Source organism: Polyangium mundeleinium (assembly GCF_028369105.1).
GTDB lineage: Bacteria > Myxococcota_A > Polyangia > Polyangiales > Polyangiaceae > Polyangium > Polyangium mundeleinium.
On the sequence record NZ_JAQNDO010000001.1, the window covers coordinates 7,320,550 to 7,333,188 of the forward strand.

The following is a 12,639-nucleotide window of genomic DNA, read 5'->3' on the forward strand; positions in this document are numbered from 1 at the left end:
TCGCAGGGCATCTCCCACGAATCCCTGCTCAAAGCTTGATGGCCCAGAGCTTGGCGCTGGCCTTCGGCAGGAACAACACGACGCCCCATTCCGCGATGTAGGTCAGCTCGTACGTCAGCGCGGGCGAGGGCATCCCCGAGGGCGGGCGCGTCTCTCGCGTGGACGACAGCACATAGGGGTCCTCCTCGGTGCCGGCGCCGCTCTTGGGCTCGAGATCGACGCGGAAGAACGCATCACGATCCGCGTCGACGCCGTAGTTCCAGAAATTCAGCTTCGACCCGTCATAAAAGACCGGAATGCCCTCCTGCTTCGGGGAGAATTCGGGCCAGCTCGGCAGATCGCCGGTGAGCTTCAACTGCTCGACCGCGCGCGTCGCCTTGTCAATGCGCCAGCCACGCGTGGTGGTCGCGGTGCCGCCGGATTTCGTCGGGGTGAAGACATAGACGTACGGCCCGCCGATCACGATCGAGGAGTCGCCGAGCACCTCCCACTTGGCGCTCACCACGTTCTCGACCGTGTGCGTGGCGGGATCCATCTCCAGCACGCAGTTGCGCCAATTCAATCCGGCATCCCCGGGGACGAGCGTCGTCCACGCCTTGCCGGTCGCCGGATCGTTGGCCGTCCGCGTGCCCGCTTGGAGCACGACCTCGCCGTAGTTGGGGTTGAACTTGACGAGCTGCGGCCCGTACGTGTCCTTGTCGAGGTAGCTCCACGTTCCGCTCCCCACGTCGGCGTCGCGCACGGGGCCGTAGTGCAAGATCACCTTGCCGTTGGCGAAGCTCATCGCGGAATAGGTGTGGCTCGACTGGGGCGCGGCGAAGGGCGCCGCGTAAGGCAGGTCGGCGGCATCCGTCAGCGTCGCTGCGGTCTGGAAAAACCCGTTCGTCGCGCCGGAGGGATACACGATGGGGGAGTTCGGCGCGGTGTAGGCCGGTGGATACGCGGAGGGCGGCGTCGGCGGCACGACGATGCTGTACTTCAGCGTCGCCGCGTCGAGCTTGAAGACGGCGTTGACGCTGCCGTCGCTATGACCTCCACCGAAGAGGTAAAACGCCTTGCCCGCGTGATCGAACACCGGATTGCAGTACGCGTCGCGCACGGCCCCGATGGGCCCCGAGCCGACGTACCCCGTCTTCGGCGCGAGGTTTTCGGCGGCCCACGCCTCGAAGGGCTCGGAGCCCGCGAGCTCGGTCCAGCCGCCGTCCGCGGGCAGCTCCGTGGCCCAGCCGGGCGCGGGCACGCCGCCGCTGCCGCCGCTCGCCGAGGACGAGGACGAGCCGCCGCCGCCCCCGCCCCCCGTCGCCGAGGACGACGCCGCGCCGCCCCCGCCCGTGCCGGCGTCCCCTCCTTCGCCGCACGCGGCGAGCAGCGCGGCGGCAAACACCATCCCGATTCCCATCGAGTGTTTCATCGATTCTCATTCTCCAGGCAAGCGTTTCCCGTGGAGAAGTGGGAATATCGATTCACAGGTCGTATGACAAGGGGAATCTAGGGACGCGACTTTGGGCCCGGCGCCGCTCCATTCACCTCCCGCAAGAAGTTTGCAAGCTCGGCGTTGAACCGCTCCCGGGCCTCGTAGAACGGAGCATGCCCCACGCCTTCATAGAGCGAGAGCCGCGCGCCGCGGACGAGCGACGCCGTGCGTGTCGCCATCGCAACCTTCGCGTGCCGGTCCTCCGCGCCATGAATCACGAGCGCGGGGACCGAAAGCGCCCGCAACGCCTCGTCGGCGCCGTCGAGCGGAATGTGCCCGACGGCGACCTGCACAGAGGCGGGCACCATGGCATTGTACGCGAGCATCGTCTCGAACGCCGCGGGCGGCGGCGGGACGACGAAGCAATCGCGGAGGAATTGCCGCATGGCCCCGAGCCTCGTGGACAGGTCCTCGGACGTGAGCGGTGGCATCTCGCCGAGCAACGCGCGATCGAGGCGCGTCACCGCGTCCACGAACACGACGCCGCCGAGCGCATCGTCTCCATGCGCCCGCAAATAATCGAGGATCACCACACCCCCGAGCGACCATCCGACGACGACGGGGCGTTTCAAGCCCGCGCCCTCGATCACGGCCCGGAGCTCGTCCCCCCAGCGTCGGTCCTCCTCATAATACTTCGCCTCGACGGGCTTGTCCGAGACGCCGTGGCCGCGCAGATCGTAGGTGACGATCCGGAAATCGTTCGCGAGGCGGCTCTGAATTTGCGGCGCCCACGCGAGGTGGCTCTGCGAGAGGCCGTGAATGAAGAGGACCTCGGGGCCTTCGGGGTGGCCCCATTCCTGCACGGCGATGGAAAGCCCGTCCGGCGTCTTCACGTGGATCTGTCGGGCCGGCGGCAGGCGCCCCGCCTCGGGGGCGGCGTGCTCGGCCCCTGCGTCCTGCCCCGTCGCGCTCGGCTCCGGAGGCCGCGCCGCCCCGCAACCTGCGACCATCACGAGCACCCCAAACGTGAGCGCCCCGGCCCGCGGGCGCCGCATCTCCGCTGCATTCTTCATCGAGAGCACCTCCGACGTGTGTCGAGGGGCTTGACGTAGGCGCTCCGCTCGGATGAATCCAACCGATAGGGCGCATGACGATCATCGATCACACGCATCTGGCGCGGCTCGACCTCAACCTGCTCGTGGCCTTTGATGCGCTCTTGACGGAGCGCCACGTGACGCGGGCGGCCGCGCGGCTCGGGCTCAGCCAGTCGGCCATGAGCCACAACCTCGCGCGCCTGCGGGACCTCTTTGGCGACGAGCTCTTCGTGCGCGCCGAGGGCGGCATGCAACCCACGCCGCGCGCGCAGGAGCTTTCGGCCGAGGTCCACGCCGCGCTCGCCGGAATCCAGGCGACCCTGCTTTCGAGGGCGCCCTTTGATCCCGCGCGGGACGAGCGGCACTTCCGCATCGCCGTCCACGACGACATGGAGATCGCGCTCCTGCCGCCGCTGCTCGTGCACCTCGAGGGCTTGGGCTCGAAGGTCCGGATCGACATCCGCCCCTTCGCGCCGGCCGAGGTCCCCGACATGCTCGACGCGGCCGAGCTCGACCTCGCGATCGGCGTCTTCAGCGAAGGCCGCACACACCACAAGCGCCGCGTCATCTGCACGGGCGATACGTACCTCTGCCTCTTCGACCCCCGCGAGCACGACCCGTCCTTGCCCATGACGGCCGAGCGTTACGCGGCGATCCCGCACGTGCGAATCTCGTCCCGCGCGGCGCTGGAGGACAGCATCGACGCGGCGCTCGCAAAGCATCGATGGAAGCGGCGTATCGCCGTGAGCACGCCCCACGCAGTGGGCGTCCCCTACCTGCTGCGCCGGCTCCGCGCCGTGGCGACGTTGCGCCGGAGCGTGGCGCTGGCCGCGGCCGAGACGCTGGGCCTGTCGACGGCGGACGTCCCGATCACGCTCCCCAAATCCGGGATCTCGATGCTGTGGCACGCATCCTTCGACCCCGACCCGGCGCATCGATGGTTGCGCGAGGAGATTCTCCGAATCGCACGCGAGCTCTGAGAGGGTGTTCCGCAGGCAGCGCGATCGGTGGTATGGGAGCCCATGCGAACGTTTTTTGCTTTTGCTCTGATCACGGCCACGTTCGCCGTCGCCTGCGGCCCCACGGTGGAGGACCCGAATCCGTCGGGCAGCGGCGGTTCGGCGGCGAGCTCGACGAGCGCGACGGGCACGGGCGGCGGCGGCGGCGGGACGGTCTGTGTTCCCGGCTCGACCACCTCGTGCACCTGCCACGCGGTGAACCCGCCGGGCATCGCGTGGTGCCTCGACGACGGCAGTGGCTTTGGTCCTTGCAAGGCGGAGCTCGGGGGCGCCGAGTGCACGTGTCCCGCGGGGCGCAGCGACGGGTGTTGCCTGGGGGGCGGCATCTGCTGTCCGTGCGTACAAGGCTGCGATCTGGCCAAGGACGACCCCACGACGGACGCGTTCATCACCTGCGCCTGCGCGGCAGGCGTGTGCGCCGACGCGTGCAAGGTGGAGTGCGCCGGCGAGGGAATCACGGGGGATTGCACGCCATGCGCGCAGCAGGCGGCGATGGGCGCGTGCAAGGCGGAGTACGAGGCCTGCGGCGGGACGTGAGCCTCGGCCACGTTTCGTGACCGTCGCAGGATCGTCAACTTGACCGCGCATCCTCGCGCCCCGACGTGATCGGCGTGTCCACGAAGGCAGCACGAATGCGATCCATGACGAGGAAAACCATGAAAACATCGAGCATCGAAACGCGTACGGCCCTCCTCGGACTCTTCCTCTCGGCCTTGTTGGCGGGCTGCGGCGATGGCGGGAGCCCTCGTCCTCCCGCGACGACCACGCCCGCGCCCTGGAAAACGTTGCACGGCGAGGCGCCCCTCGTGACAGGCCATCGGGGAGCCTCCGGGTACCTGCCCGAGCACACGCTCGAGAGCTACACGCTGGCCATCGAGCAAGGCGCCGATTTCATCGAGCCCGACCTCGTCGCCACGAAAGACGGCCACCTCGTCGCGCGCCACGAGCCCGAGATCGGATCGACGACCGACGTCGCCTCCAAGCCCGAATTCGCAGACCGGAAGACGACAAAGACCGTCGACGGCGTCCCCGTGGAAGGTTATTTCGCGAGCGATTTCACGCTGGCGGAGATCAAGCAACTCCGCGCCGTGCAGCCGCGCAGCTACCGGCCGCAAGAGCACAACGGCAAGTACGAGATCCCGACGCTCGAAGAAGTCATCGCGCTCGCCAAGGCGAAGTCCGAGGAGACCGGGCGCGTGATCGGCATCTACCCGGAGACGAAGCACCCCACCTACCACGAAGACCTCGGCCTCCCGCTCGAAGACAAACTCCTCGCCACCCTCGAACAAGCCAAGCTCACAGGCCCCGACGCGAAGGTGATCATCCAGTCCTTCGAGGTCGCAAACCTGCAATACCTGCGGCAAAAGACCTCGTTGCCCCTGGTGCAGCTCATCGACGCGGACGGCGTCGCGCTGGACGGATCCATCACGCTCGCACCGCCCTACGACAAGCCGTACGATTTCGCCAAGAAGAACGACCCGCGCACCTTCGCAGACCTGCTCACCGACGAAGGTCTCGCATTCCTCGCGGGGTATGCCGACGGCGTGTCGCCATGGAAGCGGTACATCGTGTCGGTGCAAGGCGTAGACGCCAACAACGACGGCGACGCCGACGACGTCAACGGCGATGGCAACGTGGACGACGCCGATCGAAAATCACTGGCACCGACGGATCTCGTCGCACGCGCGCACGCCAAAGGCCTCTTCGTGCACACGTGGACGTTCCGCAGCGAAGGCATGTTCCTCGCCGGAGACTACGAAGCCACCCCAGCAAGCGAATACGATGTCTTCTACCGCCTCGGCATCGACGGCGTCTTCAGCGATTTCCCCGACGAAGCCGTCAAGGCACGCGCCCGTCTGAGCCCGTGACTTGGAGCGTCGCGCCGGGGCGCTGCCCCGGGCCCCGCGGGGGCTGTTCGCCCAAAGGCCCGAACCAGGCACGGCCTGGACCGAGGCTGGAAGAACTGCGCGGTGCGCAGTTCTTCCAGCGGGCCGGTGGCAAGACCATGGAGGTACGTCTCAACCTGGCGACGCGAACGCTGCCGATGAAAAGCGCATGCGTCCCACGATCCCTCCAAGGTTCGTTTCTGCGCGGCGGGGCATCGCAAAGGCAGTGCCATCACGTTTCTTCCGAGGATCCGCGAGCGAGCACGGACCAGGCTGTCCAGCGCATGGAGGGAGGTGTCCACGCGCTGGACAGCCAAGGTGGACGTCGCGCCGCGGGGGGTGTTTCACTGCGTAGCGCCGGGGTTTCACCCCGGACCCGACGAGGGGCTGTCCGCCCAAAGGCCCGGACCAGGGCCAGTACAGCTCGAAGCCGATCACGAAGTCGTCCGCGTAGCGCGCGAGCGTGGTCTTGCCGCGCATCCGCGGTTTGACCTCCCGCTCGAACCATACGTCGAGCACGTGATGGAGATACACGTTGCCGAGCAGCGGCGACAGCACCGAACCCTGCACCGTCCCCGTATCTGGCTCGGATATCTCCGCGCCTTCGAGGACACCCACGTGCAAGCATTTGCCGACGAGTCGCAAGAGCTTCCCATCGGCTACCCGCGCCTGGAGCATCTCCATCAGCATCGTGCGGTCGATGCTGTGGTGGGTAGGGACGGGCCCTTGGTTTCCCTTGGGCTCGTCCCCCCTCGCAGAACCCGCCGTGCGGTTTTCCCGCAACGGGCTCCCCAGAGCAGTGTGCACCCTTCGGATCGGCTGATGACGGTAGGTCATTTCCTTCAGCCGCCCGTGCAGCACGCGCAGGTTGCTCGCAAGCTCCTGCCCGTACTGCTCTTTCGTGATGCCATCCACGCCCACGGCCGCATCCTTGCGGATCCGGCCGAAAGCTCGCTCGAGCGCAGCCTCGTCGATGAGGTGCGCCAGCGAGAGGAGCTGCCCTTCCGGGTCGCGCTTCGCTCTCTCCGCTACCTTCAAAAGTCCCGGTGACATGGGCTCCGCCATCTTCGTAGCGGTCATGTTTCCCTCCTGAAGATCACCACTGACACGGGCCCCCTTTGCTCGGCCGGCTCCGGCGCCACCCGTTACCCGGCTTCATCACGCACTGGAACCCCCTCTCACGGCTGCCCCTGCGTCTCCAAACGTCCCGACCCCCGCGCGTCGCCGTGACGCGTGCCCGTTCGAACGTTCGAACACCCTCGCGTCACGTTCTCCTCTGCGTCTCCAAACGCCCGAACACCCGCGCGCCATCGTGACGCGTGCCCGTTCGAACGTTCGAACACCCCCGCGTCACCGTCTCCCCTGCGTCTCCAAACGTTCGAACACCCCCGCGTCACGGTGACGCGTGCCCGTTCGAACGTTCGAACACCCACGCGTCACCGTTTCCCGCGACCCCTCGAACGTTCCAACACCCGCGAGCGCCCGAAACCTGCTCGTCCTGCATGGTTGCTTCCGTCGGGCGCTCCGCGGGACCGCCGCCGCCCGTTCCTGGCGGCGCGTTGAACGGAGGGGTCCTTTTCGGGTAGGTTCGTCCCTCCCATGAAATGTCGACAGGGGGAGACATGAAAAAATCAGTGCCGGCCGCCAAGCCGGATGCCTACGTCGCGTCTCTCGAAGGCTGGCAGCGCACCTGCGTCGAGGGTCTTCGCGCCGCGGTGCGCGCAAGCGCCGAGCTCGAAGAGGTCATCAAGTGGGGGCACCTCGTGTATTTCTCGAAGGGGCCCGTCCTGCTCCTTCGCGCCGAACCCGCGCGCGTCCTGTTCGGCTTCTGGCGAGGAAAGCGCTTGCTCGACATCGAGCCGCGCTTGAAGCCGGGGGGCAAATACGAAATGGCCACGCTCGAGCTCCGCGAGGACACGTCCGTGAGCACGACGAAGGTGCGTCGCTTGACCAAAGCGGCCGTGGCGCTCAATGCCTCCCTCGGGGATCCGACGAAGGTGAGCAAGTAGAGCGATCGGAACTCTCCCTGACGACCCGAGCGTGAAAGCAGCAAGCGAAGCCCGATGGCATCCCGCTTGCCAGGGTGCGTGGCATGATCTCCACGACGGTCGGCTCCCGAGCGCTGTGCCTTGTCCTTCTCGCCTTCGGCGCGCTCTCTGCTTGCAACACGAGCGCGGATTCGAAACCGCCGAGCTCCGCTTCCCAAGCCGAAGCACGCGTTGCCACGGTCGACGCGTGCGCGGAGCGCGTGATCGCCGCCTTCGAAGCGCGGTCGGGCGACGCCCTCGCCGCCGCCGCCCATCCGGTGCGCGGAATACGCTTCACGCCCTTCGGCTTCGTGGACCCGGCAGAAGACGTGGTGCTCGACCCGAACGCGCTCCGCGGGGCGTTCGTCGACGACGCCGCGCGCGACTGGGGGCGCCCTGGCCGAGGACGAGGCGCGCATTCGGATGAAGCCGGCGGCCTACTTCGAACGATTCGTGCTCCATCCGGCATCGGGATGGGAGCCGGCCGCGGGGAGCGGCGCCGCGAGCCACGAGGCGGCCGCCTTCGACGTCGAGGCGCTCGCGTCCGACCTCGCCAAGACCTACCCGCAAGGCCGCGTGATCCAGCGCCGCTGCCCTCCGAGCACCACGGACGACGCGGCGCACGACTGGGCCGTGCTCCGTGTCGTATGCGAAGTGTACGAGGGCGCGTGGTACGTGGTCGGCATCGTGCACAGCGAATGGACGCCGTGACCCCGTGCGCCGCGGCCCCTGCCCGCCCGTCGTGGAGGCGGCTTCGAGGTCGGCCCGCCCCGGAGGGTCTGCGCGAGACTTGCCTTTCCCGGTCTTTTCGGGCCTATCATGGTGGGCGCTGGTACCTGCGAAAGGGGAGCGCGATGACGCTGGTCGGACCGTGGCCGAAGAAGTGGAAGGACGCGCGGAACGTCATGTTCGACGTCTATCCGACGGCGCATCAGGGCATCTTGAACTACGGCCTGAGCAGGCAGCACGCGCTCGGGGGGCTCTTCCCCACCGCCGAGTCGCTCGCGGCCCGCACGCGCGGCGAGAGCCCTCGGGACGAGCTGACCCTCGTCGACAAGCCGATCCCGAGCGGGGGCTTCGGCAACATCCCGCGGGCGGCGACGGGGGGCATGCAGGCGTCCGGGCTTCAGGCGGTGCGGCTCAACATCGGCGAGACGCTCTATCGGTTCGGCGACGCGGGCGGGCACAAAGGGGGCTGGTGGAGCAGCCGGGAGAGCCTCTTCCGGATCCTCTTGCGCGTGGAGCCCGCGCAGCAGGGAATGCCCGGCGTGCGCGGGGGCTCGGAGCTCGGCATCCGCGATTATGCCCGCAAGTACAGCGAGGTCCTCAGCGAGTGGGGGAGCCAGATGAAGTATCTTTATGCGACGCAGCTCCGGGGCGCCGTCATGGCGTTCCGTGGAATGGGCGCCTCGCAAAGATCCAAGGAGATCATCCAGCTCGAGGGCTCCGACGGCAGCCCCCACGCGGTGACGTACGAGCACATGTCGGACGACAATCGGCAGCTCTTCATCCCGAACATCTACACGCGTATCGACGGCGCTCCCCCCGGCGAGCCTGCGTTCTTCGCGCCCGTCGTCAAATGGCACCCCGAGGTGCTGGAGCAATGCCTCGTCCCGCTGATCCGTCAGCGCCTGGGTCGGGGCGAGACCTACCGCGCGATCATCGGCGATGTGGAGGCCTGGATGATGCGCGGAGACCGAAAAGCGAAATTCGGCGATCTGACGCCGCCGGCGCTCTCGGGCTGAGAACGTCCTGAGACGACCCCCCATGCATCCGCGTTCGACAGCCTTCCTCGTCGCTTTCCTCTTCCTCGGGCTCACCCCTTCCCTGCCCGGCTGCACGAGAGACGCCGTTCCGCAGGGCCCGCCGCCCGCGTCGATCCCCACGACCGACGAAGCGCCCGCGCCCGAGGCGCCGACCGACGCCTCGAAGCCGCTCGATTGCGCATGGCTCCGCGAAAAGGACAACTGCTGGCAGACGATGAAGCGCGAGATCCGCGCCTGCCTCGGCCCGGTCCCGATCGAGGGCACGCTCGCGCGCGACGGCAAAACCTGCACGGCCTCGAACGCGGAGGTCTTGTTTCGACCCGAGGCGCCGAAAGGGAGCCCCTGGGTCCTCGACGTCGAGGTGCGCGTCGCGAACAAGACCTGCTTCCGTTATCGCGACACGGGCCCGGAAACGGGGGCGGCGGCGGACGTCCCCCGGCGCCACGTCCTCGAAGGGCCGACCGGCGCCGCGATTTCGTTCGTGTCGGGCGCGCCCTCCACGCTCACCTGCGCCGACGGCTCGACCTTCCGCACGACCCCCGCGGACCTGGGCCTCGACGGATGCATCACGGAGCGCGTCTGGGAAGGCGCGCTCCCGCTGGGCGGACAGAACTTCCACCCCGACACATCCCCGATCTGGTTTTCGCTCGATCCACGCTGGGGGCACATCTTCGAGTGCGAGCGGCCGCGCGACTGAGCGTTCCGGGGGCTAGCTGCTGGTATTGCGCGTCAGCTTGACGGCTTGCGCGACGGCCGCTTGCAGGTTCCCACAGGTGACGATGCCGGACAGGTCGGCGCCGATGGAGATCAGCGTGCGCGCCACCTCGGGTCCGATGCCGCTCAGGATCATGCGCGTGCCGAGCAGCCGCACGGCCTGCGCTGCGCGCAAGAGGGCGCTGGCCACCTGCTCATTCACCGCGGCCACGCCCGTGACGTCGACGATCGCGACGCGCGCGCCGGTCTTGCTGACGCCTGCGAGCAGGGTCGTGAGCACGCGCTCGGCGCGCTCGGAATCGATGGCGCCGATGAGCGGCATCACCATGACGTCATCGCGGATGGGAATGAAGGGCGTGGAGAGCTCGGCCAGCCGCGCGCGCAGGGCCTCCTCGGCGCGCAGCTTCTCGGTGACGTCGAGGATCTGCGAGATGAAATGGAGCGGCTCGCCGCGCCCGTCGCGCACCATGGAGACGTGGAGATCGGCGTGGATGACGGCGCCGTCCCTGCGGAAGTATCGTTTGCGCAGCTCGTAGCGCGCGATCTCGCCGCGGAGCACGCTGCTGACGAGATCGAGGTCGCTCTGCAGGTCCTGCGGATGCGTGAGGTCCTGGAAGCGCACCTTCACGAGCTCATCGGGCGCGAAGCCAAAGAGCTCGCCGAGCGCGTGGTTGGCGCGAATGAAGGTGCCATCGAGCCCGACGAGGGCCATCCCGATGGGAGCGCCGTCGACCGTCAGCCGAAAGCGCTCCGCTTCGAGGCGCTGCCCATGCTCGGCCGCATCGAGCTTGTCTTCGAGCTCGGAGATACGCTGCTCCAGCGCAGCGCGCGTGGGATCGAACAAAAGATGGTTCTCGGCATCCGAGACCGCGATCGCGTGCCTATACATGCACGTGCCCCCCCCTGGGCAACGAACGCAGCATAGATCGGCGGTGAGGCGATACACAAGGCTTCGATGATCAAAAATGTGTCCGGGGAGCCCGCCGGCCCTCCGCGGTGACCGCCTCTCCTCATGCAAGGATGGGAAGGGCGCGGGCGCGGGCGCGGGGCACATTGTGGGCGCAGCGGGCTCTTGACGCATTCCTCTCCCCTCGCCTAAGGACTGGAGCCATGCGTGGAATTGACTTACGTGGTTTTCTCTGTGTGTTCGCGTCCTTCCTCCCCGTCCTCGCCGCGTGCTCCGAGCCCGAAAAGCAGAACGGGACCGGGGGCGAAGAGCCCTCGGGATCGAGCAGCTCGACGACCGGCACCGGCGGCGCAGGCGGCAGCGGCGGCGCAGGCGGCAGCGGCGGCGCAGGCGGCGCGGGGGGGAGCGGCGTTTGCTCGCCCTCTCCCTGGACGATCAAGTCGATCGACGTCGCGAAGAAAGGGAATCAGCCGAATCTCGCACTCGGAAAGGGCAATCAGCTCTGGATCTCCTATTACGAGCCGGATTCGGACACGCTCCAGGTCGTACGCAGCGCGCCGGATGGCTTCGAGGTCGAGACCGTCGACACCGGCGACGTGGGCGGGGCGAGCCAGATCGTCTTCACCGGCGAGGTGCCGCATATCCTTTACAAGGATTACGCCAACGGGGGCGTGAAGTACGCCACGTACGAGGACGGGGCGTGGAAAAAAGAGGTCATCGAGCCGGCAGCGGCCAACGGGCTCTCCCTCGTCGCCGACGCAAACGGAAAGCTCCACGCGAGCTTCTACCTGCAAGACGACGTCCGGTACGCGACGAACGCCTCAGGCACGTGGGCGTTCGAGGTCGTCAATACCGCATTCCAGCCCGGAACCCGTACCACCATCGCGCTCCGCAATGGTACCCCGGAGATCGTTTACACCCAGCGAGAAAACAACCTCTTCTACCGCGTCTACCACGCCAGCCGCGTAGACGCGACGACCTGGAACAAATACGAGGTCACGTCGACCTACATGTTCAACCTGTGGAACCCCTTCGTCGTGGACGCGACAGGCGGGCGGCACATCTTCTCCGCCACGCTGGACGGGCTCCTGCATTTGCAGGGCGAACCAGGAAGCTGGACCAAGGAGACCCTCACGACGAGCGCCTTCGCAACCTCGGCCGTGCTCGACGCGAAGGGAGCCCTGCACGTCGCGCACCTCGATACGGGAGGCCAGAAGCTGAGCTATTCGAGCAATGCAACAGGGAGCTTCCAGACCACCGAGGTGGACGCGACGAGCATCACAGGCAACGGATCGCTCGCCGTGGATAGCACGGGCCGCGTGCACATCGCCTATGACGACCTGGCCTCGAAACGCCTGATGTACGCGACAGCCTGCCCGTAAACGCCCACGAATCCCCCCCGTGCATGGGTCTCATGTCGAAGGCGCGGAGCTGGGGCGTTGCCCCAGGCCCCACCAGGGGCTGTCCACCCCTGGACCCGGACCAGCGCAAGCGCTGGACTCGGGGTCGATGAACTGCGCGATGCGCAGTTCATCGAACAGCCGCTGGCAAGACCTGCCACGACCCTGCCCACCAAGACAGCCGCGCTGACGTTTCAACCGGCAACGTGCCCGTCGCCAGCTTGAGACGCACCTCCACGGTCTTGCCACCGGCCCGTTGGAAGAACTGCGCGCCGCGCAGTTCTTCCACCTTCGGTCCAGGCCGTGCCTGGTTCGGGTCGAGGGGCGAACAGCCCCCGCGGGGTCCGGGGCAGCGCCCCGGCGCGACGCCTCGCAATTTCGAGAATCGCGTTGGCGAACGGGCGACCTTCGG

The 12,639-nt window shown here is 67.7% G+C and carries 12 protein-coding genes; 8 read left to right on the forward strand and 4 right to left on the reverse strand.

Annotated features, from left to right (window positions below):
• Positions 1–28: 28 nt before the first annotated feature.
• Positions 29–1,411, reverse strand: a complete 1,383-nt coding sequence (locus POL67_RS28995; RefSeq protein WP_271922867.1) for a hypothetical protein — start codon at positions 1,409–1,411, stop codon at positions 29–31.
• A 77-nt stretch (positions 1,412–1,488) separates the two neighbouring features.
• Positions 1,489–2,487, reverse strand: coding sequence for an alpha/beta fold hydrolase (locus tag POL67_RS29000; RefSeq protein WP_271922869.1), 999 nt, complete (start codon positions 2,485–2,487; stop codon positions 1,489–1,491).
• A gap of 74 nt (positions 2,488–2,561) precedes the next feature.
• Between POL67_RS29000 and POL67_RS29005 the strand changes: the two genes are divergently transcribed.
• From POL67_RS29005 to POL67_RS29015, 3 genes are all read left to right on the forward strand, one after another.
• Complete coding sequence (locus tag POL67_RS29005; protein WP_271922871.1) at positions 2,562–3,488, forward strand: LysR family transcriptional regulator; 927 nt, start codon at positions 2,562–2,564, stop codon at positions 3,486–3,488.
• 42 nt (positions 3,489–3,530) lie between these two features.
• A complete protein-coding gene (locus POL67_RS29010) occupies positions 3,531–4,064 on the forward strand; it encodes a hypothetical protein (protein WP_271922873.1) in 534 nt (177 codons plus the stop codon).
• 119 nt (positions 4,065–4,183) lie between these two features.
• A complete protein-coding gene (locus POL67_RS29015) occupies positions 4,184–5,395 on the forward strand; it encodes a glycerophosphodiester phosphodiesterase (protein WP_271922875.1) in 1,212 nt (403 codons plus the stop codon).
• Between the two features lie 150 nt (positions 5,396–5,545).
• Here the strand turns inward: POL67_RS29015 and POL67_RS29020 are convergent, their stop codons facing one another.
• On the reverse strand, positions 5,546–6,493 hold the full coding sequence (locus tag POL67_RS29020; RefSeq protein ID WP_271922878.1) for a reverse transcriptase family protein: 948 nt from the start codon (positions 6,491–6,493) through the stop codon (positions 5,546–5,548).
• Positions 6,494–7,035: 542 nt separating this feature from the next.
• Here POL67_RS29020 and POL67_RS29025 point away from each other — a divergent pair.
• The 4 genes from POL67_RS29025 (at position 7,036) to POL67_RS29040 (ending at position 9,903) form a co-directional block, all read left to right on the forward strand.
• Positions 7,036–7,422: a DUF1801 domain-containing protein gene (locus POL67_RS29025; protein ID WP_271922880.1), complete on the forward strand. Its 387-nt coding sequence runs from the start codon at positions 7,036–7,038 to the stop codon at positions 7,420–7,422.
• 441 nt (positions 7,423–7,863) lie between these two features.
• On the forward strand, positions 7,864–8,151 hold the full coding sequence (locus tag POL67_RS29030; protein WP_271922882.1) for a hypothetical protein: 288 nt from the start codon (positions 7,864–7,866) through the stop codon (positions 8,149–8,151).
• A gap of 143 nt (positions 8,152–8,294) precedes the next feature.
• Positions 8,295–9,185, forward strand: a complete 891-nt coding sequence (locus tag POL67_RS29035; RefSeq protein WP_271922884.1) for a hypothetical protein — start codon at positions 8,295–8,297, stop codon at positions 9,183–9,185.
• Between the two features lie 22 nt (positions 9,186–9,207).
• Complete coding sequence (locus tag POL67_RS29040) at positions 9,208–9,903, forward strand: hypothetical protein (protein WP_271922886.1); 696 nt, start codon at positions 9,208–9,210, stop codon at positions 9,901–9,903.
• Positions 9,904–9,915: 12 nt separating this feature from the next.
• On the opposite strand, the gene POL67_RS29045 is transcribed toward POL67_RS29040, so the two are convergent.
• On the reverse strand, positions 9,916–10,809 hold the full coding sequence (locus POL67_RS29045; protein WP_271922889.1) for an STAS domain-containing protein: 894 nt from the start codon (positions 10,807–10,809) through the stop codon (positions 9,916–9,918).
• Positions 10,810–11,030: 221 nt separating this feature from the next.
• Between POL67_RS29045 and POL67_RS29050 the strand changes: the two genes are divergently transcribed.
• Positions 11,031–12,209 (forward strand): hypothetical protein, encoded by a 1,179-nt coding sequence (locus POL67_RS29050; protein WP_271922891.1) that lies wholly within the window; start codon positions 11,031–11,033, stop codon positions 12,207–12,209.
• The last annotated feature ends 430 nt before the right edge of the window (positions 12,210–12,639 follow it).

Excerpts from the sequence above, each read along its gene's own strand:
- POL67_RS28995 (WP_271922867.1), bottom strand. The coding sequence starts at position 1,411 with ATGAAACACTCGATGGGAATCGGGATGGTGTTTGCCGCCGCGCTGCTC.
- POL67_RS29015 (WP_271922875.1), top strand. The coding sequence starts at position 4,184 with ATGAAAACATCGAGCATCGAAACGCGTACGGCCCTCCTCGGACTCTTC.
- POL67_RS29030 (WP_271922882.1), top strand. The coding sequence starts at position 7,864 with ATGAAGCCGGCGGCCTACTTCGAACGATTCGTGCTCCATCCGGCATCG.
- POL67_RS29035 (WP_271922884.1), top strand. The coding sequence starts at position 8,295 with ATGACGCTGGTCGGACCGTGGCCGAAGAAGTGGAAGGACGCGCGGAAC.
- POL67_RS29025 (WP_271922880.1), top strand. The coding sequence starts at position 7,036 with ATGAAAAAATCAGTGCCGGCCGCCAAGCCGGATGCCTACGTCGCGTCT.
- POL67_RS29050 (WP_271922891.1), top strand. The coding sequence starts at position 11,031 with ATGCGTGGAATTGACTTACGTGGTTTTCTCTGTGTGTTCGCGTCCTTC.
- POL67_RS29020 (WP_271922878.1), bottom strand. The coding sequence starts at position 6,493 with ATGACCGCTACGAAGATGGCGGAGCCCATGTCACCGGGACTTTTGAAG.
- POL67_RS29010 (WP_271922873.1), top strand. The coding sequence starts at position 3,531 with ATGCGAACGTTTTTTGCTTTTGCTCTGATCACGGCCACGTTCGCCGTC.
- POL67_RS29005 (WP_271922871.1), top strand. The coding sequence starts at position 2,562 with ATGACGATCATCGATCACACGCATCTGGCGCGGCTCGACCTCAACCTG.
- POL67_RS29040 (WP_271922886.1), top strand. The coding sequence starts at position 9,208 with ATGCATCCGCGTTCGACAGCCTTCCTCGTCGCTTTCCTCTTCCTCGGG.
- POL67_RS29000 (WP_271922869.1), bottom strand. The coding sequence starts at position 2,487 with ATGAAGAATGCAGCGGAGATGCGGCGCCCGCGGGCCGGGGCGCTCACG.
- POL67_RS29045 (WP_271922889.1), bottom strand. The coding sequence starts at position 10,809 with ATGTATAGGCACGCGATCGCGGTCTCGGATGCCGAGAACCATCTTTTG.